Origin of the sequence: Kiloniella spongiae, from assembly GCF_001026905.1 — a bacterium.
Classification (GTDB): domain Bacteria; phylum Pseudomonadota; class Alphaproteobacteria; order Kiloniellales; family Kiloniellaceae; genus Kiloniella; species Kiloniella spongiae.
Window position 1 is genome coordinate 243402 of record NZ_LAQL01000007.1, and the last position, 22596, is coordinate 265997.

A 22596-nucleotide genomic window follows, 5' to 3' on the forward strand; every position below is an offset into this window, starting at 1 on the left:
GCCCCTGTAATGAGACATGAGAGTATTAAAAGTATGGTGATTTCAAAAAATACATCAAGAACAACGTCGATCACTTTAGTATCTTTCTCCAATGGTAATAGATAACTTCCTCTAAAGCTTCCCAGCTTTGAGGTTCTCTTGTTTTTCTTCCAATTCCAGCCAGCGTTCTTCAGATGCTTCAAGTTCGCTTTGTGTTTTTTCAAGAAGTTTACTGGCTTCCTGAAAACGTTCCGGTTTTTTACTGTAGAGTTCCGGATCAGCCATTTCCACCTGAAGTTTTTCAGATTGCTCGGTTAGTTTTTCGATTATACCCGGTAATGAGTCGAGTTCCCGCTGTTCTTTGTACCCCAGCTTTGCAGAAGATTTTGCCCGCGGAGCGCTTTCTTTTTTGGATGTTTTGGATTTTCCTGAAGCTTTTTCAGATGAAGTGCCCGATACATCAGCTGCGTTATTGCTGAGCGCTTTCTGAGCACGGTAATCACTATAACCACCAGCGTATTCGATAACGGTACCATCGCCTTCAACAACATAAATAGCTGTAGCAAGTCGATCGAGAAAATCGCGATCGTGGCTTACGAGTAAAAGTGTACCGTCATATTCATCAAGTACCTCGACCAATAGGTCAAGAGTATCCATGTCCAGATCGTTGGTAGGCTCGTCGAGGATGAGCAAGTTACTTGCCTGGGCAAACATACGGGCAAGTAACAGGCGGTTCTTTTCACCACCTGACAGGGTGTAAACGGGTTGACGGACTTGACCGTCGTCGAACAGGAAGTCTTTCAGGTAGCTAACAACATGTTTTTGTTGTCCGCGTACCATGATGGAATCTCCGCCACCGGGGGACATGGTTTCCCAAAGGGTGCTGTTCGGGTCAAGATCTTCACGCTTTTGATCAAAGTAGAGCATGGTCAGGTTTGTGCCCAGATCGACCTTGCCTGTGTCGGGTTCTATTTTCTCGACTAGCATTTTGACAAGGGTGGATTTCCCGGCACCGTTGGGGCCGACGATGCCAATACGATCACCGCGTTTTACCTTAGTACTGAAATCTTTGATGATTTCGCGAGTTCCGCCATCGGCCAAGGGATAGGATTTACTGATATTTTCGGCGGTGATGACCTTGTCGCCGCCGGTATCAAGCGTTTCTACCTGAAGCTTGGCTGTTCCCGGACCTTTCATCCATTCCGCGCGCTTTTGTCTGAGATCTTGCAAGTTCCGCAAACGGCCCATGTTGCGTTTGCGTCGCCCGGTTACGCCGCGTTGGAGCCAATGTTCTTCCCGGACAATTTTTCGTTTAAGGCGATGGAATTCCTGTTCCTCGTTTTCACGCATTTCTTCGGCCCAGGCTTCGTAATGTTCGAAACCTTTACCAAGTCGGTGGATGGTGCCGCGGTCCAACCAAAATGTCTGACGCGTGAGGTGATTGAGGAAGGCTCTGTCATGGCTGATAACCATCAGGGCACCACGGAAGTTTTTAAGTTCTTCTTCCAGCCACTGTATCGTTGGGAGGTCCAGGTGGTTGGTTGGCTCATCCATCAAGAGAACTTCCGGATCACTGATCAATGCCCGTGCCAATGCGGCACGACGGCCTTCGCCACCGGACAGTTCGGTTAACCGTCTGTCGCCGGGGAGATTGACGTGATTGAGCATGGCATCGACCAGATAGTCTGCTTCGCCTGCATCTGGACGCAACCCGGCTTTTACATGTTCAAAGACCGTTTCATCCTGATTGAAGACCGGGTCTTGTGGCAGATAAGCAACGGTTACACCGGGTTGAATAAAGCGTTGCCCTTCGTCCAGTTCCTGTTGCCCGGACATAATTTTTAACAGCGTGGATTTACCAGTACCGTTTCGGCCAACCAGACAGGCTTTTTCACCGCGAGCTAAACCGAAAGTAAGATCTTGAAAGAGCGTTTTTGTACCAAAACGCAATCCGGCGCTATTGAGAGCGACAAGATGAGAAGGAGGCGCCATTTTGTTTTTAATTCTTAGCTTCTGAGTTGTTTGATTTGATCGTAAGCAGCATTGATAGCAGCAAGTTTTTCATTTGCAAGATCAACAAATTCTTGCGGCATACCCTGCGCGACAAGTTTGTCTGGATGATTTTCGATAACCAGTTTGCGGTGAGCAGTTTTAATCTCTTGATCGCTGCTTTCGCGGGTAATGCCGAGAATCTTATAAGGATCTGATTTGTCAGCTCCTATATTGGATGCGTGCAAGCGGTCCCACTGGGTTTCGTTGAAGCCAAAGATTTCCGCGACACGCTGCAGATAGGTAACTTCTTCTGGGGAAACGTTGCCATCAGCTTTAGCGATGTGGAACAGTCCGTTCAAGAGCTCTTCCAGAACGGCAGGATTGTCTTTGAAGGTTCGGCCAATCTGGTTTGCATAGGGCTCAAAACCCTCGGCATCTTGACGTGCACGGTCAAAAAGGCGGCCAACATTTTTCATTTCTTCAGGTGGAATTCGGAAAACCTGTTTAAAGGCAGCGACTTCATCCTTGGTTACGACACCGTCAGCTTTGGCCATTTTTGCACCAAGGACGATCACCCCAATTGTAAAGGTGATCTGCTTGGTGCTGTCGGTACCTTCCTCTTCTGTTTCCGAGCGCATACGATCAACCGCATGTCCTGCCATGGCACCCAAAAATGCACCAATAGGTCCGCCAAGTGCGAAACCGGCTGCTCCGCCAACAATTTTTCCCCAGATACTCATTGTCTGCTTATTATGCCCTTGTCTGTCCAGTGTTTGTCTTAGAGGCTTAGTCCTTATTCAAAAGGACATCTGAAAAGTACCGTAATATAACTCTTTTGCACTAGCTTGCCACTGCCTGAGAGTCAATCCCTCTGATCTTTGGTCCCTGACCTCTGATCCAGTGACCTCTGATCCAGTGACTTCTGGTCCTGTGGTCTCTGAGAAGTGCAAACCAAAGTTATACAATTCAAGCAAGAGCGAAATTATGGCACTAATTCGTTCATGTGAAAATCATATCAAGGCTTTTTGTCAATTTTGAGATTGGGATGCAGAGGAGCTTTCGATGAAGCCAACTTTACCAATGCCGGGCAAGCGAAGGGCAATGTTGTTTGGGTCAACGCCTACGTTTAGGCCAAGGATGTTGATTTCCAACCCTTCTTCTTTGGCGAGTGTAACGCCCAATAATCCGTAGAGGGATAGTAGCATGCCAGTGTTACTCGGGGCGTCGGCAAGGAAGTTATCTTCTGCATCCAGATAATCTTTCCCAATGGCTGTTGGAGGGAGATCTGCGTTCAAAGAAGAAACTTGTCTGATGACATGGGCTGTGAAGGTATTGGAATTGGGGCCGGGCCAAGCTTTATATTGATCTGCAAAGCGGTAGGTATTCGCAGCATTTATTATTTCAGGAATAATTTTAGCGGCCTGTTTGCCACGAAGGTCATAGTAAATTTCTGGTTTAGATCCAAACCAGTTTCTGTCCGGCCATCCCGTCGATATAGATATAACAGGTAATCCCCGGTGGTGGCGCCAGCCAATGACTTCCAGTCGTGTGTATTCGCGGGCATTCTTTTCTTTAAAGGCAACCCAAGTGTGAATAGCAAACGCGCCACGCCAGTTAAAGGTCCGTGCGCCATAGATTTGAACGATTGCTTCGTGATTGAGCACAGGATCAGGAGCGATACCAGCCCTGTCATGATTAGCTTTGTTCCAAGAGGTCGTAAGGTCAATCTGCCCAGTAATAAGGACAAAAAACGGCCCCATAAGCAACACCATTAGTGTTATTGATGTTAAGCGTCTTATCGACCCAAATAAATATTTCATGCGCTATCCCTAAACAAACAATAGGGCATTCATGTGGCATATGATCAAAGAAAACTATATCACATAGCTGTGATGAGGTCGTTCATCCAAGCTGTTTTATGGGGGAAATTCCTTCGGTTTTAGATTCTTGAGCGTTTAAACTTTTTATAATGTCAGCATATTCTTTGATGGCTTCGTGGCCTTTTGGGGAAAGCTCGTATATTCCTCTGTCAACGCGAATGAACCAGCCGTAAACATCGCGCTGTAGTATCGCAGCTGTTTTCTCTACTTGCGTGCTCTTTCTGATATTTGCAACCTTTGCTTTTTGATGCCGATGCAGATAGTTCGCACAGCGCAGGGCGTCTTGACGATAGGCTGTAATGATTGGTCGTTTATTCGTACCTCCTTCGTTTGGATCTCCTACCCGCCGTTCAAACTCTTGAAGGAGTAACCCCTGGCGACGTTTGTTTTTCCGGGGTTGGTAGGGGCCGGGGTCTGCGTGAACCTGAATGTCTGTTGGCTTATTATCGCCCATACGTACTGTTATGAGGCCCAGCCCTAAACGACGGCAGAGCTTGATGATATCCTTTTGCTGGCGGAACCAGGGATTACTTCTCTTTAGCTTGTGAGGAATGGCAAAGGCTATATAGACGTCATCACTCAAAGCCTGTCGATCAATGCCTTGGAAAAGGAGCGTCAGGTTAAATCCGGTTTTGAGCTCAACGATAACAGGTGTTTCATTGCCGCGTACAGCAATGACATCGCATCCTTTGATTTCCGATTTTACTTCATATCCCTGATTTTCAAGATATGCCTTTACTGGTGGATATAGCTCTGTTTCGCGCAAAGGATGCTCTTGCCTCTATGAAGTTAAAATAAATACACCTGTCAGGTGGCTGATGATTTCCGTCCATGGTAGGGTAATCATCTCATAATGTTAGTCCAGCATGATTTGTTTTCGATTTTGCTTTCTTCGGGACGTTAAGTCCGATCTTCATAATTTCGCAGGTGGTTGTATGAGGAATAGAGTACGTCTTAATGATAGTTTGAAGGATTCTCTGGTTCAAATTCTGGGTGATAGGCTGGATTTTTCGACTGGGATTTGTGAGCGACACGGTAAAGGTGAGTCTCATCATCCTGTGATGCCGCCAGAGGCAGTTGCCTTCGTTCGTTCAACCGAAGAAGTTTCTGCCATTATGAAGTTGTGTTACGAACATGATTGTCCTGTTGTACCTTTTGGTGCAGGCACATCCCTAGAGGGACATGTCGCCGCCGTGGCCGGTGGGCTTTGTATTGATCTTTCAGAAATGGGAAATATTCTGGAAGTAAATGATGAGGATCTGGATTGTCGGGTCGAGGCTGGTGTAACTCGTAAGCAGATTAATCATCATCTGCGGGATATGGGATTGTTTTTTCCAATTGATCCCGGGGCGGATGCATCCCTTGGCGGAATGGCTGCGACCCGTGCTTCGGGTACTAATGCAGTGCGTTATGGCACGATGCGCGATAATGTTCTTGGCCTAACTGTTGTTCTGCCTGATGGGGAAGTTATTCGCACTGGTGGACGGGCGCGCAAGTCTTCTGCGGGTTACGATCTTACAAGACTTATGGTGGGGTCAGAGGGAACACTGGGTATTATTACAGAGTTACAGTTAAGGCTTTATGGTATTCCAGAGGCGATTTCATCTGCGGTCTGCTCTTTTGGTAATCTCGAGGCTGCTGTGGATGCGGTAATGCTGATCGTACAAACGGGTATTCCCGTGGCGCGGATTGAATTGCTGGATGATGTGCAGATGGATGCGGTTAATCGCTATTCCAAACTGAATTATGCTGTTTTACCAACCCTTTTCTTTGAATTTCACGGAACACCTGCGGGTGTGGCCGAACAAGCCGAGCAGGTGGGCGAGATTATCAAAGACTATGGAGGCGGTGATTTCCAGTGGGCTTCGGAGCAGGAAGATCGCAATAAACTTTGGCAAGCACGGCATGATGCTTATTACGCCAGTATCAACTTGCGATCAGATTGTGAGGGGTGGCCAACGGATGTCTGTGTCCCCGTTTCTAAGCTTTCAGAGTGTATTCTTGAAACACGTAAGTTGATTGACGAAGCTGAACTGGTTGCCCCGATTATCGGGCATGTGGGCGACGGAAACTTTCATGTGCTTTTTATTGTAGATCCTGAGAATCAGAATGAAATGGAGAGTGCGGCACATGTTAACAAAGCTATGGTGGATATGGCGATAGGCTTTGGGGGGACCTGTACGGGCGAGCATGGCATTGGTATGGGAAAGAAAAAATATTTGATAAAAGAGCACGGCGATAATGCTGTTGCTGTTATGCGTAAAATTAAAAACGCTCTCGATCCCAAGGGACTTTTAAATCCTGGAAAAGTTGTTCCCGAGATTTGATATTTTTTATCTGCTGAGGAACTAGGATTTTGAGGTTAGCGTGATGTTAGAGTGTTTGTTGAGTTACCTAAGTTATTTAGGTTGTTGCATGTTTTGTATTAAAATTTGAAAGTTGACGATTTTAAAGATGAAAATGTCGCAATTGAATGAAAAATAAGTCATTATGTCTCAATCGTTCATGTTAATGTCACATCTATTCATGACAGTGTTCGGTTCGTGGGTCATCGTAGTTCTGGTAAAGGCATAAAGCTGAATTGATAATAATCCTCACTTAAGAAGGATACTGTTTTAGAAAAGCGTTTTTCTAAAATTATTCAGTAAAAGTAGTACAACGTTTGTTTGTGCTAATAAATGGGAGGCAAGGCTTGGTCAGCAAGTCGGATAAGATAAATCCAGCCATATAAAGTTAAGTGAAAACGATGCTTGTTCCTTTGGAGTTGCGCAACATTTTTTTGTGAGTGCTTGATTCATCAGGGATTAGTGTTTCTAATGTATGAGCAAAATAATGCGCATACAGCGTAAAAAAATAAACAGGTAGCGAGGCAATAGGCGCTATGGCGAATCCCGCATCTAGTGAAGCGTATGTACGCTTTGATGGGGTCCAAAAGAGTTATGACGGCGTAAATTTGGTTGTTAAAGACCTTAACGTTGACATTCCACGGGGCGAATTTTTAACGATGCTTGGGCCTTCCGGGTCCGGTAAAACGACTTCTCTAATGATGCTTGCCGGTTTTGAAACTGCAACGCATGGCGACATTTTTTTGAACGGACGTTCTATTAATAATGTTGCGCCACATAAACGTGGCATTGGAATGGTATTCCAAAACTACGCTCTTTTTCCACATATGACAGTTGCAGAGAATTTGGCTTTTCCTTTGCAAGTACGGAAAATGAGTAGAGCTGACGTTGAAGAGAAAGTTCAACGTGCATTGGATATGGTTGAGTTAGGCGAGTTTGGTAATCGACGGCCCGCGCAGCTTTCCGGTGGTCAGCAACAGCGTGTTGCTGTAGCCAGAGCGCTTGTTTTTGAACCTGATCTTGTTTTGATGGATGAGCCTCTTGGTGCGCTTGATAAAAATCTGCGTGAACAGATGCAATATGAAATCAAACATATTCATGAACGTTTGGGCGTCACCGTTGTTTACGTGACCCACGACCAATCCGAAGCACTGACGATGTCAAATCGAGTAGCCGTGTTTGAAGATGGTCGTATTCAACAGCTTGCTCCTCCGGTTGAGCTTTATGAAAAGCCTGAAAATGCTTTTGTTGCTCAGTTCATTGGTGAAAACAATAAGTTAACAGGTAAAGTTGACGCGTTGGCTGATGGTATTTGCGAAGTTGTTCTTGATAGTGGTGACCGTGTTAAGGCGCTGGATGTCAATACCGATGGTGCAGGGATGGCAACAACGCTATCGCTTCGTCCTGAACGGGTTTTCTTAAATCCGACAGAGGGGCAATGCCAAAATATGTTCTCTGGAAAAGCAGAGGAAGTTATTTATCTTGGAGATCACATTCGGGTTCGAATGAATGTCTGTGGTCATAATGATTTTATCGTCAAAGTTCCAAATTCTTCCGACAAGAAAGGGTTGGCCGAAGGCGACACCATTCCTGTGGGGTGGAGCATTGATGATTGTCGGGCACTGGATGCCTGATATTTAAGACCATCTTTTGTTCTTACAAAAGATAATAAGGTGTTTTACACGAAGGTCACAAAGCCTTAGGGAGGCATATTAAGAATGAAGAAAACTTTAAAACTCTCCACAGCTCTCGTATTGGGTTCTCTTGCCGTTACGACAGCTGCTCAAGCTGCGGATTCAATCACAGTAGTATCTTGGGGTGGTGCTTATACTGGCAGCCAACGTGGTGCGTACAGTGATCCTTTCACAGCAAAAACAGGTATTACAGTCCTGGATGAAGATAAATCTGGTAACGGACTTGCTGGGATGCGTGCTCAAGCTGAAGCTGGTAATGGTACTTGGGATGTTGTTGATATCCTCGAAGGCGGCGCGTTGACAGCATGTGATGAAGGGCTGGTTGAAGAAATCGACTACAACAATGACCTTGATAAAGGCGCCGATGGTTCAATGCCACTCGATGATTTTGTTGATGGATCTCTAAGTGGTTGCTTTGTACCAACAATCGTATATGCAACATTGTTTGCTTATAACAACACTGCTTTCTCTGGTGATGTTCCAAAAACGATCGCAGACGTTTTTGACCTGAAGAAATTCCCAGGAAAACGTGCTCTTGAGAAAATTCCGGGTGCGAACCTAGAATGGGCTCTTGTTGCCGATGGTGTTCCTTACGACGAAGTCTATGACGTTTTGGATACACCAGAAGGCGTTGATCGTGCGTTTGCTAAACTGGACACTATCAAAGATTCCGTTGTTTGGTGGGATGCTGGTGCGCAGCCTCCACAGCTTCTGGCGGATGGTGAAGTGACAATTGCATCTGCTTACAATGGCCGTATTTTTAATGCGCAAGTTGTTGAGAACCAACCGTTTACAATCATCTGGGATGGTCAGATGTTTGAGCTTGATGGTTGGGTTATTCCAAAGAATGCACCGAACAAAAAAGCTGCGATGGATTACCTCCGTTTCTCTACGACGACACAAGCTTTGGCTGACCAAGCGAAATATATTTCCTATGGTCCTGCACGTAAGTCGTCTGCACCGTTGATCTCTACGCATATTTCCACTGGTGTAGATATGAACCCACATATGCCGACTAACCCTGAAAACTTCAAAACACCTATTAAAAAGGACGCTGGTTTCTGGGCTGATAATGGCGATGATCTGAGCGAGCGTTTCAACGCTTGGTTGGCTCAATAAGTCAAGAAATGAGAGAGGGAGCTGAAAATGCTCCCTCTTTTACAAAAGTATTTAGCTATTAAAATTTAATATAGCTGCCCCAAAAGATAATAAACCTTCTACAAGGGGAAACTCTTTGTGTGATCAATCGGGTAATAGTTGAACCTCAAAGACCGTCTGGGAAAAATTCATGTCGATATCAGTCGAGGCTAATAAGGGCGAACTCGCCCCTGAAGAGCAGAAGCGGCTTAAAGCTGATTTGCATCGCTCCTTACGCCGGAACAAAATCAGAGCATCCATGTTGGTTGCGCCCTTAGTTATTTTCATTATTGTGACCTTTGTCGCGCCAATCGGTAATATGCTGTATCGTAGTGTTGACGATCCGCTTGTTAGCGATTTTATGCCGCAAACAACGGCGGCTCTTGAAGGCTGGGATGAACAACAGCTACCTGATGAGGCTATCTATGCTGCTTTGGCACAAGATATCATCGAAGGACGCAAAGCGAAGACAATAGGGAAAGCTGCTAAGCGACTGAATTACGAAAAAAGTGGTATGCGTAGTCTGATTATGGGGACTTCGCGTAAACATAAAAAAATCCAAGCGCCCTACAAAGAATCTCTTGTCGATATTAAAAAGGGATGGGGCGATCTTGATAACTGGAAAGTAATCAAGCGTCTTGGCGCGAGTGTAACGGCTTCGTATTATATCAATGCTTTTGATATGGAGACGTCCCCGGAAGGTGAGGTTTCTTTTGTTGATCCAAAAGAGCAAATATATTTAAAGCTGTTTTGGCGTACGATATGGATGTCCATGCTCATAACGGGAATGACAGTTCTGCTCGGGTATCCCGTGTCTTATCTCTTGGCTTCGTTACCCATGAAGACGGCTAATGTCTTAATGATTTTAGTGTTGCTTCCTTTCTGGACGTCGTTACTTGTGCGAACCAGTTCTTGGATTGCAATGCTTCAAGCGCAGGGTATTTTGAATGACCTGCTCGTCTGGTTCGGTATAATCGCTGATGAAGCTCGAATACAGATGATTTATAATGCGATTGGTACAGTGGTCGCTATGACCCATATTCTATTGCCGTTTATGATTTTGCCCCTGTACTCAGTGATGAAGACTGTTCCACCGAGTTATTTGCGTGCTGCTCGTTCACTTGGTGCCACGCCGTGGACCGCTTTCTGGCAGGTGTATTTACCTCAGACAGTACCTGGTATTTCTGCTGGAGCAATCCTCGTCTTTATTCTGTCTATTGGCTATTACATTACTCCGGCTTTGGTTGGGGGACAATCAGGTCAGTTTATTGGCAACCTTATTGCCTATCATATGCAAGGTTCACTTAACTGGGGATTGGCTGCAGCACTCGGTGTTATGCTGTTGGTACTCGTCTTGGGAATCTATGGCGTTTATAACCGAGTTGTCGGTACTAACTCTGTTAAGTTGGGATAAAGATTATGGCTGTACCTTCATATGCTGGTCCGTTGGAACGTACTTGGTACTATACCTTTCGCTTTCTATGCGCGGCTATCTTCATCTTTTTGATAGCACCAATCCTTGTCATCGTGCCGCTTTCATTCAATGCAGAGCCGTACTTTAGTTTTACGCAAGGGATGTTAACGCTTGATCCTGATGCTTATTCTCTGCGTTGGTATGAAGAGTTTCTAACCAGTGATCGCTGGTTGGAGTCCATCAAGAATTCAGTGATTATTGCGTTTTTCTCAACGATACTATCAGCTGCTCTTGGGACCTTGGCAGCGTTGGGGTTAAACAGATCGGAACTTCCTTTCAAAGGCGTGATCATGGGGTTATTGATTTCGCCGATGATTGTTCCTCTGATTATCGCAGCGGCCGGGATGTTCTTCTTTTATTCAAAGCTTGGTATTGCTCAAAGTTATATTGGTTTGATTCTTGCGCATACCGCTTTGGGAACGCCTTTTGTAGTTATAACCGTGACAGCAACGTTGAGTGGCTTTGATCATACCTTGATTAAGGCTGGTGCTAGCTTGGGTGCAACACCGACTTACACTTTCTTTAAAGTGACCATGCCGTTGATCATGACGGGTGTTATTTCTGGTGCGTTGTTTGCGATGATGACGTCTTTTGATGAGGTGATCGTTGCGATCTTTATCGCTGGTGTGGAGCAAAGAACCATTCCGTTGCAGATGTGGTCTGGTATCCGTGAGCAGATCAGTCCGACTATTCTGGCTGTGGCGACAATCTTGATTACCTTCTCGATCATTATGCTGTCCACAGTGGAAATCTTACGTCGTCGTTCTGATAGGATCCGTGGTATTTCCTAGACAGTTTTATACTGAACGGAAAAGGCAGGGCTTCATTGAAGTCCTGCCTTTTTTTATTGATGTTATGTTTATTGTGTTTTGCCAGTATATTTGTGTTCTGGTTTAGTGAGATTTTCCGGCATGAGTTTCTCTAGTAATTCCTGACCTTCCGTACGGTGACTGCGAACAGTAGAGGGGGGACGTTTGAAGGTTTTGCTAAAGTGTCGAGAAAAATGAGATGCATCGGAAAAACCGCAATCGGCGGCGATATCACTAATGGCCTTATCAGTGTTGAGCAATTGCCACAGGCCATGTCGTAATCGTAGGTCCCTATAACAAGCCTGGGGTGATACACCAAGCTGTTCGCTGAAAGTGCGTTCCAACTGACGTTTCGAAATGTTTACACGACTGGCCAATTCTTCAACTGAAAGCGGCACAGACATATTCTGTTCCATCGTTAAAACGGCTTTTCTGACACGCTCATTGTGGGAGAGCTGGACAGTGGGGGGCTGAGGTTGAGGGGCTGAGGCCGAGCGAACTCTGTCCACTTGAAGAATTCTAAGGCTTTTTTGTGCCACCGCTTTGCCCAGATGTTTTTCAACAAGCCAAGCAGCCAAGTCCAACGCACCTGCACCACCTGCGCAGGTAATACGTTTGCCATCGATAACATAAACCTGATCCGCCACAGGTTTAACGTCGGCGAACTCTTCCAGAAAATCGTTATAGTGATACCAGCTTACACAACATCTGCGCCCTTGCATCAATCCTGCCCGGATCATTGCGAAGCTTCCAGTACATAATCCGATTATTGAGACACCTTGCGCGGCAGCTTTTTGCAAGACGGAGATGCTTTCGTGATCTGCTTGTGGTCCTTTGTGCAAGAGACCGCCAACTACCACCAGATAGTCATATTGTGAAAGATCATTTATCCCTTGGGATGGTGTGATTTCAACTCCACAGCTTGATTTGACCGGCTTGCCGGGTTTTGTGCTGATGATCGACCATCTGCATTTAAGCGGACGGCTATAATCTTCATCATCGGCTGCGAGTCTCAGGGTATCAATGACCGAAGAAAAAGGAGTAAGTGTGAAGTTTGGAAGCAGAATAAATGCGACACTCAGAGATGTTGTTTCTTTGGTGTGCAAAGTATTTGTTGGTGTGCTTCTGTAGGTCATGCGCTGCTTGCCTTTGAAGGTTTTCCCCTTATATCGAAGATTTTCTTGTAAAGACAGAAATATGTCGTTTCTAAACACGAAGATTATCAGAATGTCGCAAGTATTCAATGATCTTGTCTTCGCCGTACATGGAAGTGTTTTGAAACTAAGCGTAGGATGTGGGCAACTAATAGAGGAGTGTGAACGGCTATGTCCCGTTTTTCGATTTTCAGTTTGGCACGAAATGCCATGAGCTGGCATCAGAACTGGCCCCGCCAATGGCGTAGTCCAGATCCGAAGCCGGAATATGATGTTGTGATTATTGGTGCTGGTGGCCATGGTTTGGCAACGGCCTATTATCTGGCAAAAGAACACGGTATTACCAATGTCGCCGTTATTGAAAAAGGCTGGCTTGGCGGTGGTAACACCGGGCGTAATACAACGATTGTTCGTTCGAACTATCTGTGGGACGAGTCCGGGCTTTTCTATGAAAACGCGATGAAGCTTTGGGAAAATCTTTCCCAGGAACTGAACTATAACGTGATGTTCTCTCAGCGCGGTGTCATGAACTTGGCGCATAATCTCGGTGATGTACGTGAATCAATTCGTCGTGTGAATGCGAATAACTTGAACGGTATTGATGCTGAATGGCTGAATGCGGAACAGGTCAAAGAGTTCTGTCCGATTATCAATATCTCTAAAGATAGCCGTTATCCGGTCATGGGCGCGACATTGCAGCGCCGCGGTGGTACGGCGCGTCATGATGCGGTTGCCTGGGGTTATGCCCGTGGTGCAGATGATATGGGTGTTGATGTTATTCAGAACTGCGAAGTTCAGGGATTGATGATCGGTAACGGAACTGTCAAAGGTGTCCGTACGTCGCTTGGTGATATCAAAGCCAAGAAAGTTGCCATGGCTTGTGCCGGGCACACATCGGTTGTTGCTGATATGGCTGGCATTCGTTTGCCGATCGAATCGCATCCTTTGCAGGCGCTTGTTTCTGAGCCAATGAAACCTGTAATCGATTGTGTGGTTATGTCAAATGCGGTGCATGTTTATGTGTCTCAATCTGACAAGGGTGAACTGGTCATGGGTGCTGGTATTGATGCTTATGTTGGTTATAGCCAGCGTGGATCGCTGCATGTGATCGAAGATCAGTTGGCATCAGCTATGGAACTTTTCCCGCTGTTCTCACGGACACGTATGATGCGTTCGTGGGGTGGTATCGTTGATACCTGTCCTGATGCATCCCCGATTGTTGGCAAAACGCCGGTTAAAAACCTTTATGTCAATGCTGGCTGGGGTACTGGTGGTTTCAAGGCAACGCCTGGTGCTGGTTGGTGTTATGCCCATACAATCGCGAAAGATGAACCGCATGATCTCAATGCGCCGTTCTCTATTGATCGTTTTATTACCGGTGCGCTTGTGGATGAACACGGTGCTGCTGGTGTGGCCCACTAAGGAGTAAATTGGATGCTTTATATCAAATGTCCCTGGTGTGGTGAACGCGACGAAACAGAATATCATTACGGTGGCGAAGCACACATTGTGCGCCCGGAAAATCCGGATGAACTGACGGATGCGGAATGGGCAGAATACGTTTTCATGCGAACGAATACCAAAGGTGTTCACCGTGAACGTTGGGTTCATTCTGATGGATGCCGTCGTTGGTTCAATGTTGCCCGCAACACTGTAACAAATGAAATCGTTTCTGTTTATAAAACAGGTGAGAAGCCAGACTTGCCTGAAGCAGCAACTACTAAGCCTGCTCAGGTTAAGAAAGCTCCGGCGAAAAAAGCTGTTGCTAAAAAGGCCCCTGCTAAAAAGAAAGAGGGTGCGTGATGACCGAGAAGTTCCGTACGACACAGGGAACACGGGTTGACCGTTCCAACGTCATTAACTTTACCTTCAATGGTAAAAGTTACACAGGTGCCAAAGGAGATACCCTAGCATCTGCATTGGTTGCCAATGGTGTTCATCTGGTAGGGCGTAGTTTTAAAACGCACCGTCCCCGTGGTATTCTGACCGCTGGTTCTGAAGAACCAAATGCAATTATCCAGTTGGAAACCGGACCGCGCAGCGAGCCAAACGTCCGTGCGACACAGGTTGAACTTTACGAAGGCCTGACAGCCAAGTCTGTTAACTGTTGGCCATCAGTGAACTTTGATCTGGCCGCGGTGAACTCTGTAGCATCCCGTATCTTTGTTGCCGGTTTCTACTACAAAACATTTATGGACCCCAAGTCCATGTGGATGACGGTATATGAGCCGATTATCCGTCGCATGGCAGGTCTTGGTGTTTTGCCGCGCGAAAAAGATCCCGATACCTATGACCACATGAACGAGTTCTGTGAAGTCATGGTTGTTGGTGCTGGTCCTGCTGGTTTGAGTGCAGCTCTTGAAGCTGGCCGTTCTGGAGCCCGTGTTGTTCTTTGCGATGAACAGCCAGAGTTTGGCGGTTCATTGCTGAACACAAAACAGATCATTGATGGTAAGCCAGCTCAAGAGTGGGTTGATGCTGCTGTGGCTGAACTGGAAGCAATGGATAATGTTCGTTTGTTAAAACGTGCGAATGCTTTTGGATATTATGATCATAACTACATCACTGTTCATGAACGCAGAACAGATCATTTTGGCCCAGGTGCCAAATCAGGACTGAGCAAGCACCGTATTTGGCATTTCCGTTCGAAACAGGTTGTTCTTGCAACTGGATCGCACGAACGCCCACTGGTCTTTGCTGATAATGATCGTCCTGGGATTATGTTGGCGAATGCTGGTCAGACCTATGCTAACCGTTATGGTGCATTACCGGGCCGTCGTGGTGTGATTTTCACAAATAACGATAGTGCATATTCTGTAGCGATTGATCTGGTTGATGCGGGTATGGATATTCCGACCATCATTGACTTGCGTGAAATCGCTGACGGTGATCTGCCGAACGCAGCCCGTCAAAAGGGGATCGAAGTTCTGACAGGATCAGGCATTGTTGCCACACTTGGACGCAAGCGTGTTACGGGTGTTGAGGTTGCGACTGTTTCTTCAGATGGTAGTAGGATCACAGGTAACAAGCGTAAAATTGACTGCGACACTATCCTGACATCTGGCGGGTGGAACCCGGCGGTGCACCTTTTCTCTCAATCAATCGGTAAGCTCCGTTATGATGAAGAGAAAATCTGTTTTGTACCGAATATCTCTGCACAAAACGAGCGTACCGTTGGTGCCTGTAAAGGTGCTTTTGATCTGCAATCTGCGCTTGACGAAGGTGCTGCCGCTGGTGCTGCCGCAGCCAAAGATACTGGCTTTGGCAAAGGGAAAGCAAAAGCATCACCAAAAGCGCTTGTTATTGAAGAAAAAGCCATCAAGGCCTATTGGGTTGTCCCAACGGATCATCCGGTTGGCCAGGGCAAGCGCAAGCATTACGTTGATTATCAGCACGATGTTACTGCCGCAGATATCATGTTGGCGGCGCGTGAAGGCATGCACTCTGTCGAACATATGAAGCGTTATACGACTACTGGTATGGCGACAGATCAGGGTAAGCTTTCGAATGTGAACGGTTTGGCAATCCTGTCTTCCCAGTTGGAGAAGGATATTCCAAAAGTCGGCACAACAACTTTTCGTCCGCCTTACACACCGGTTAACTTCGGTGCATTGGCCGGTCGCGGCATTAATGGCGATCTTGCTGATCCCGTTCGTCGGACTTCCATGTACGGCTGGCACTTAGAAAACGGCGCTGCCTTTGAGCCTGTAGGTCAATGGCAACGTGCGTGGTATTACCCGAAAGCTGGCGAAGATATGGATGCTGCGGTTACCCGTGAAACGGCGGCTCTTCGTGATGGAGTTGGTATTCTTGATGCATCCACACTGGGTAAAATTGACATTCAGGGTAAAGATGCAGCGAAGTTTCTTAACCTCGTTTATACCAATGCCTGGCTCAAGCTTCCTGTTGGATCTTGCCGTTATGGTTTCATGCTTAAAGAAGACGGTATGGTCTTTGATGACGGTGTGACATCACGTCTTGGGGAAAACCACTTTCACATGACGACGACGACAGGTGGCGCAGCTGGTGTTCTTGACTGGCTTGAAGAATATCTGCAGACAGAATGGCCTGATCTGGAAGTTTATTGTACGTCTGTAACAGAAGAATGGTCGACGCTTTCTATCGGTGGTCCAAAAGCCCGTCAACTATTGGAAGAGCTTGCGCCGGAGATGGATTTCTCTAACGAAGCTTTCCCGTTCATGACATGGCGCGAAGGTGAAGTTGCCGGTGTTCCGGCGCGTGTATTCCGGATTTCCTTTACGGGTGATCTTTCCTACGAGATTAATGTCAGAAACTGGCATGGTCTTCACCTGTGGAAGAAATGCATGGAACTTGGTGAAAAGTACGACATTACGCCGTATGGCACTGAAACCATGCACGTTCTTCGTGCGGAAAAAGGTTTTGTGATTATCGGTCAAGAAACTGATGGTACACAGACACCACAGGATCTTGGCATGGATTGGATCGTTGCGAAGAAGAAAGGGGACTTCATTGGTCGTCGTTCCTTTACGCGTGCGGATACTGCCCGAGAAGATCGTAAACAACTTGTCGGTCTTGTTACTGAAAATCCGAAGGAAGTTCTGGAAGAGGGCGCGCAGCTTACCTATGAGCGTGTGAACCCGACACCCGCACCGATGGTAGGTCATGTAACATCTTCTTACTGGAGCCCGAACCTAGAGCATTCTATTGCGATGGCTTTGGTCAAGGATGGACATAACCGTATGGGACAATGGATTTACGCGCATGATCGCGGCAAGGTGACAAAGGTAAAAATTGTCAGCCCGGTCTTCTATGATCCAAAAGGAGAACGCCGTGATGGTTGATACATTCCGTAACAGTATTATCGCGCACAAAGAACAGGCCATGATCAATGGTTCTGTGAGCGGAGATCAGGGTGTCAGCTTGTCGGAAATCCCTTTTCTGGCGCAAGTGAACATCCGTGGTAATGCCGAAGACAAAAAGTTTGTTTCTGCGGTGAAAAAGATCGTTGGTGTTGCTGTGCCAACTGATCCGAACACTTACGTAACCAAAGGTGATCTGACTGTTTTCTGGCTTGGTCCTGATGAATGGCAGATTGTTGGTCCCGTTGATGCGCAGGATGATCTTGTTCAAAAACTACGTGATGCACTGGATGGGCAGCATGTTGCCGTTATCGATGTTTCCGGTAACCGCACAGCGCTTGATCTTACGGGGCCTCAGGCACGTAACGTGATGAAGAAAAGCTGCCGACTGGATATGGATGCTCAATCCTTTGCACCCGGGCAGGCTGTTCAAACACGTGTCGGGAAAGCACCCGTGCTTTTGCAAATGCTGGATGACAAACCGACCTATCGAATGTTTGTTCGCCCATCATTCGCCGAGTATCTGGTTGACTGGCTCTTGGATGCAATGGGTGAATATCATCATCTCTAAGAAGGTAAGGCGTTTGTTTTATCTTTGTTAAAATGATCATAAAAAAATCCAGCTGTAATCTATACAGCTGGATTTTTTTTGTTGAGAGGAATGTTTCCCAAATTACTCAATCAAACAGATTGTGCAATTAAACGAGGCAGCTCAAAATTTTATTCGGCTGCTTCTGCTAATCCCGGGCGGGATTTTAGCTCCTGATTACGAACACGATCTTTCTCAAGTGTGCGTTCCATCAAGGAAAGCATGGGGGGAATAATCAACAGTGTCAATACGGCTGATAGTGAGAGTCCCCCAACCACAACAGATCCCAAACCACGATAGAGTTCTGAACCTGCACCGGGAACCAGAACCAGTGGTAACATGCCGACAACCGAGGTCAGCGTTGACATAAAGATCGGGCGGATACGGTTTCTAGTTGCTTCAAGAATAGCTTGCTGCGCAGGCATGTTCTCGATCCTTAAATGGTGAAGGGTTTGATGGACAACCAGAATTGCGTTATTCACCACAATTCCGACCAGAATGACAAACCCCAGAAGCGTCAACATATCCAGTGGCTGGAAGATGAAGGTATTAAGGAATACCAAGCCTGCAACGCCACCAGCTGTTGCAAGAGGTACAGCGAGCAGGATAATCAGTGGGTAGACAAAGCTCTCAAAAAGCACGGCCATCACCAGATATACAATGACGATCGCCAATAAGAGGTTAACCACCATGGCGTCCCAAGTTTGAGCCAGATTATCGGCTGTTCCGCTGAGGCTCATCTTAACATCGTTGGGCAGACCAGCTTCTTCCATCGGGCCAATAACTTCTGCCTGAAGTATGTCCAGTGCTTCTTCGAGAGGAACCCCCGCAGATGGACGCAACTCCAGTGTAATGGTCCGCATACGTTCGCGGTGACGGATTTCTGTTGGACCTGCTGTTAGAATAATTTCCGCTAGGCTGGATACAGGAACAATAGTGCCATCTGATGTCACAACAGGCAGGCTTGAAATTCCCTGAGTTTGGGTAACGCCTTTGTTGGGACCTTTAAGAGTTAGATCAAGGCGTTTGTTGCCAACAGTTACCTCTTCCACACGTAGGCCATCATTAAAGACATCAATGGATGTTCCTAGATCGTTAACAGATAGTCCGTTATCAGCCAGGCGTGTTCTATCTGGTAAAACACGCACTTCCGGTGCACCGAGTTCAAGTCCCGGTTTCGGGCGGAACTGGTTCCCTTCGCTGGTTGGGAAAACAGCAAGCATTTTTCCGGTTGCCTGTCCGGCGATGGCAAGAATCTCGTTCAAATTTGACCCGGATATGTCCAGGTCGATTTTACGGCCCCCACCAATACCGCGGCCAAAGAGAGACGGTTGATAGATGAAGCCGAAGGTTCCTGGCTCTTTAAAAACAGGTTTTTGAAGAACGGGAATGAGTTCAGCCACGCGTTGTCCATCAACAGAAATGGCACCGAGGAAAGTGTTTGATCGTGTTGCAACAAAGAAAAAACGTTCCATCTTTGGTGGTTGATCTGGTTCTGACTCTGGTCCTGTCTCACTTGCCCATAGATTACGAATAGAGTTTTCTACCTCAACGGCGATGGATGTCATTGTGTCGAGATTGTATCCGGGGGGTGGGATGATGACACCAAAGACCAGATTCTGGTTCCCCTCTGGCAAATATTCCAGCTTGGGGAGGAACTTCCACGTGCCCAAGGATGCGATGGCCGTAATGGCTCCAACCAAGGCTATGGCGACAATTTTTCGTTGCACGACAATAGCCTGAAACCCCATGACAAACTTGACAAAGCCAGAGCCAAATTGGTCGATACCGGGTAGAGGAATACGCTTTACCGTATCGCTGCCATCCGTGTCGTGGTCGCGAAGGAAACGTCGGGATAGTGCTGGAATTACCGTAATAGAGACAACAAGTGACAGGGTAACTGATACAGATATGGCGACTGCGATATCCCTGAAGAGCTGGCCAACTTCCAATTCCATAATCAAAATCGGAATAAAGACCATAACTGTTGTAAGGGCAGAAACCAGAATTGCGCCCCAAACCTGTTGTGCGCCTTCATAAGCGGCGACAGCAGGTGATTTGCCTTCTTCTTTCAAACGGAAAATGTTTTCGAGAACGACAATGGCGGCATCAACTACCATACCGACTGCGAAGGCCAATCCAGCAAGGGAAATCACATTGATGGATCTGCCAAGGGCAGCCATGGCAACAAAGGACCCGATCACAGATACCGGGATTGCCATGGAGATAATCACTGTCGCGCGAACGGATCTTAAGAAGGTAAGCAGGATAATTGCTGCGAGGATACCACCAAACCAGATATTCTGGCGAACAAGGTCAATCGCAGAATTGATATAAACGGTTTCATCGTAAACCTGTTCCAGCTTGAGGCCAGCTTCGGGGATGGCCCGGGCATTGAGGTCCTCTACTGCTTCATATATGCCATCCATCGTTTCAATGACATTGGCACCAGTTTCTCGTGTGGCATTAAAGGCTATTGCTGCATTGCCAAGCACACGAATTTTTGCACCGGGATCTTTGTAGTTGAAATTAACACGCGCTATATCGCCAACAGTGACGCGCGCAACACTACCGGTAAAGGCATCTTGCGTACTTCGCAGGACAACTTTTCTAACGGCTTCGAGCGTATTTAAATCACCTTCGGTTCTTACGATGTAACGTCTTTTACCTTCTTCGACATCACCGGCTGAGATAGACGCACTTGCGGCTCTGAGTGTACTGACGACAGAGCTTGCCGTTAAGCCATAGCGGGCGAGTAATTCGGGTTGGATAACAATTTCTATTTCACGTTCACTACCACCAAAAATATTGACTCCACTGACGCCTTGAACACGCTCAATTCTGTCTTTGACAATGTCTTCAACGAAGTCGCCATAGGTATGGATTGGCGCTGTGTTACCATCTTCACGGGTTAACACAAACCAGGCAATTGGACTGTCTTCTGCACCTGCGGTATCAAGTGTTGGTTCGTCAGCTTCATCCGGGTACCCGCTGACACGATCCAGACGATTTGCGGTTAGAAGAAGGGCCTTGCCCATATCTGTGCCGACGTTGAATTCTAATGTTATTCGACCAGATCCATAGGATGAATTACTGGTCATACTGTGCAGGTTTTCCAAGCCCTTAAGCTTTTCTTCCTGCTCTGTAATGATTTGACGTTCAATCTCTGCGGGGGCTGCACCGCCCCAATTGGTTCTGATGGTGATAACCGGACGATTTACGTCTGGGGTTAACTGGATCGGAATAACTTGTAAGGCCACGGCCCCAAATAGAACAACCATGATCACAGCAGATATGACAGCGATAGGACGCTCGATGGATACTTTGATCAGATTCATTACGAGGCTCCCTCGCTTTTATCTGTATCTTCTATTGAGGGCTGATCGGCGGTATCATCTTTTGACTTGTCAGTATTGGCTGGCGGCTCAGCGCCATTGATCTGAAGCGGAACGCCGGGGAACAGTCTTTCGTTTCCGCGGATCACAACTTCATCGTCAGTTTGCAGACCATAGATCACCTCAATACGTTCGCCCACCTGTTGCCCCAGTTGAACTGGGCGGGGCTGGGCATGGCCATCAGCATTCAGGAAAACCATCGGTCCATTAGGACTTTGAATGATCGCGTCTTTGTGGACTGTTATCACTTCTCTTTTCGGTCCAGCGGGAACTAGAAGGGTAATACTCTGGTTATCTGCAAGGTTGTCCTGATTTGGAAGTTTTGCTGTTAATCTGACAGGGCGTGTGCGGGTCAATGGGTTTTCACGTGGCAAAATTGCCCTGATTTTTGCAATAAGCGGCGTATCATCTGCAAGGCTCAGGGTGAATTCCATTCCGGCTTTGATGCCGGCAAGACGGCGTGCAGGTACATCAACTTCTATCTCGAGACTTTCCCGTGAAAGCAATGTGACGACGGCATCACCGATTGCAACATAAGCGCCTGTTTCTGTCTCTTTTGCCATAATAACGCCATCGTAAGGTGCTTTGATTTCTGCGTAGGCAAGATTTATCTCTGCCCGGCGAAGACGGGCCTGTGCTGTGTTGATATCAGCGCGCGCCTGGGAAACTTCGGCCTTGGCAATTGAACTGTTTTGTACGGCATCTTCGTAGCGCGATTTGTTGAAGGCTGCAGATTTTTTGAGCCGTTCCATACGTTGAAGCTCTTGTCCTGCAAGCTTTAACCTTGCCTGAAAAGTACCTTGCTTGCTTTTGGCTGCGGCAACTTCGCTGGCTGCCAGATCGCGCTCGGCTTTCAAGGTTGCTGCATTCAGGCGGGCAATAACTTGTCCTTTGCTCACTTTGTCACCTACTTCAACCAGAACGTCATCGACGGGACCTGCTATTCTGGCCGAGACATTTCCTGTTTGTCTGGCAACCAAACGTCCAATAACGGGAACAGTTTGGTTCATGGACTCCATGCGTACCTTATCAACACCAACCAGGGATGGTTGCTGTGCTAAAGCAGATAAGGGAACAATCATCAAGCTGGCAGCTATCAGAAGATAAGATGTAACAAACAGCTGGCGCAAACCGGCCTCCTGACATGAGACCAGACATGACAATCTGGTCGATATTTGAAACGATTTAATCCTGTGGTTGTTGAAAAGATATTCAACACCACTGGCGATGTTATAGGAAAGTAGGCGGTATTGCACTAAATTGCGGCACCGTTCTCTTTTTGTACTGTAATGGATAATCTTTGGATC

Annotated in this window: 16 protein-coding genes; 9 read left to right on the top strand and 7 right to left on the bottom strand. The window is 46.9% G+C overall.

Annotation, left to right across the window (positions count from 1 at the left end):
• Positions 1 to 111: 111 nt before the first annotated feature.
• The 4 genes from WH96_RS12425 to WH96_RS12440 form a co-directional block, all read right to left on the bottom strand.
• On the bottom strand, positions 112 to 1971 hold the full coding sequence (locus WH96_RS12425) for an ABC-F family ATP-binding cassette domain-containing protein (RefSeq protein WP_047764473.1): 1860 nt from the start codon (positions 1969 to 1971) through the stop codon (positions 112 to 114).
• A gap of 14 nt (positions 1972 to 1985) precedes the next feature.
• Positions 1986 to 2711, bottom strand: coding sequence for a TerB family tellurite resistance protein (locus tag WH96_RS12430; RefSeq protein ID WP_047764474.1), 726 nt, complete (start codon positions 2709 to 2711; stop codon positions 1986 to 1988).
• A 288-nt stretch (positions 2712 to 2999) separates the two neighbouring features.
• Complete coding sequence (locus WH96_RS12435; protein ID WP_047764475.1) at positions 3000 to 3791, bottom strand: DUF3750 domain-containing protein; 792 nt, start codon at positions 3789 to 3791, stop codon at positions 3000 to 3002.
• An 82-nt stretch (positions 3792 to 3873) separates the two neighbouring features.
• Positions 3874 to 4617 carry a DUF2161 domain-containing phosphodiesterase gene (locus WH96_RS12440; protein WP_047764476.1) on the bottom strand — a complete coding sequence of 248 codons (744 nt, stop codon included), beginning with the start codon at positions 4615 to 4617 and terminating at the stop codon, positions 3874 to 3876.
• 169 nt (positions 4618 to 4786) lie between these two features.
• Between WH96_RS12440 and WH96_RS12445 the strand changes: the two genes are divergently transcribed.
• The 5 genes from WH96_RS12445 to WH96_RS12465 all read left to right on the top strand — a co-directional run bounded on the left by WH96_RS12445 (position 4787) and on the right by WH96_RS12465 (position 11292).
• Positions 4787 to 6178, top strand: coding sequence for an FAD-binding oxidoreductase (locus WH96_RS12445; protein ID WP_047764477.1), 1392 nt, complete (start codon positions 4787 to 4789; stop codon positions 6176 to 6178).
• A 554-nt stretch (positions 6179 to 6732) separates the two neighbouring features.
• Entirely contained in the window at positions 6733 to 7830 is a 1098-nt protein-coding gene (locus WH96_RS12450; RefSeq protein ID WP_047764478.1) for an ABC transporter ATP-binding protein, read from the top strand.
• Positions 7831 to 7914: 84 nt separating this feature from the next.
• The gene (locus WH96_RS12455; RefSeq protein WP_047764479.1) at positions 7915 to 9009 is read left to right on the top strand and encodes an ABC transporter substrate-binding protein; all 1095 of its coding nucleotides are present in this window, start codon (positions 7915 to 7917) and stop codon (positions 9007 to 9009) included.
• Between the two features lie 169 nt (positions 9010 to 9178).
• The gene (locus WH96_RS12460; protein ID WP_053005890.1) at positions 9179 to 10441 is read left to right on the top strand and encodes an ABC transporter permease; all 1263 of its coding nucleotides are present in this window, start codon (positions 9179 to 9181) and stop codon (positions 10439 to 10441) included.
• Positions 10442 to 10446: 5 nt separating this feature from the next.
• Complete coding sequence (locus WH96_RS12465) at positions 10447 to 11292, top strand: ABC transporter permease (RefSeq protein ID WP_047764480.1); 846 nt, start codon at positions 10447 to 10449, stop codon at positions 11290 to 11292.
• 68 nt (positions 11293 to 11360) lie between these two features.
• Here the strand turns inward: WH96_RS12465 and WH96_RS12470 are convergent, their stop codons facing one another.
• On the bottom strand, positions 11361 to 12446 hold the full coding sequence (locus tag WH96_RS12470; protein WP_047764481.1) for a GlxA family transcriptional regulator: 1086 nt from the start codon (positions 12444 to 12446) through the stop codon (positions 11361 to 11363).
• A gap of 189 nt (positions 12447 to 12635) precedes the next feature.
• Between WH96_RS12470 and WH96_RS12475 the strand changes: the two genes are divergently transcribed.
• Genes WH96_RS12475 through WH96_RS12490 form a run of 4 tightly spaced genes read left to right on the top strand, consistent with a single transcriptional unit; the run spans position 12636 to position 17876 of the window.
• Positions 12636 to 13886 carry a sarcosine oxidase subunit beta family protein gene (locus WH96_RS12475; RefSeq protein WP_047764482.1) on the top strand — a complete coding sequence of 417 codons (1251 nt, stop codon included), beginning with the start codon at positions 12636 to 12638 and terminating at the stop codon, positions 13884 to 13886.
• Positions 13887 to 13898: 12 nt separating this feature from the next.
• Positions 13899 to 14267 carry a sarcosine oxidase subunit delta gene (locus WH96_RS12480; RefSeq protein WP_047764483.1) on the top strand — a complete coding sequence of 123 codons (369 nt, stop codon included), beginning with the start codon at positions 13899 to 13901 and terminating at the stop codon, positions 14265 to 14267.
• The gene (locus tag WH96_RS12485; RefSeq protein WP_047764484.1) at positions 14267 to 17287 is read left to right on the top strand and encodes a sarcosine oxidase subunit alpha; all 3021 of its coding nucleotides are present in this window, start codon (positions 14267 to 14269) and stop codon (positions 17285 to 17287) included. The genes WH96_RS12480 and WH96_RS12485 overlap by 1 nt, the downstream gene beginning before the upstream one ends.
• Positions 17280 to 17876, top strand: coding sequence for a sarcosine oxidase subunit gamma (locus WH96_RS12490; protein WP_047764485.1), 597 nt, complete (start codon positions 17280 to 17282; stop codon positions 17874 to 17876). Before WH96_RS12485 ends, WH96_RS12490 begins: the two co-directional genes overlap by 8 nt.
• A gap of 149 nt (positions 17877 to 18025) precedes the next feature.
• Here WH96_RS12490 and WH96_RS12495 read toward each other — a convergent pair whose 3' ends face one another.
• Both WH96_RS12495 and WH96_RS12500 read right to left on the bottom strand, forming a co-directional pair.
• Positions 18026 to 21232: an efflux RND transporter permease subunit gene (locus WH96_RS12495; protein WP_047764486.1), complete on the bottom strand. Its 3207-nt coding sequence runs from the start codon at positions 21230 to 21232 to the stop codon at positions 18026 to 18028.
• A complete protein-coding gene (locus tag WH96_RS12500; protein WP_047764487.1) occupies positions 21232 to 22419 on the bottom strand; it encodes an efflux RND transporter periplasmic adaptor subunit in 1188 nt (395 codons plus the stop codon). The genes WH96_RS12495 and WH96_RS12500 overlap by 1 nt, the downstream gene beginning before the upstream one ends.
• Between the last annotated feature and the right edge of the window lie 177 nt (positions 22420 to 22596).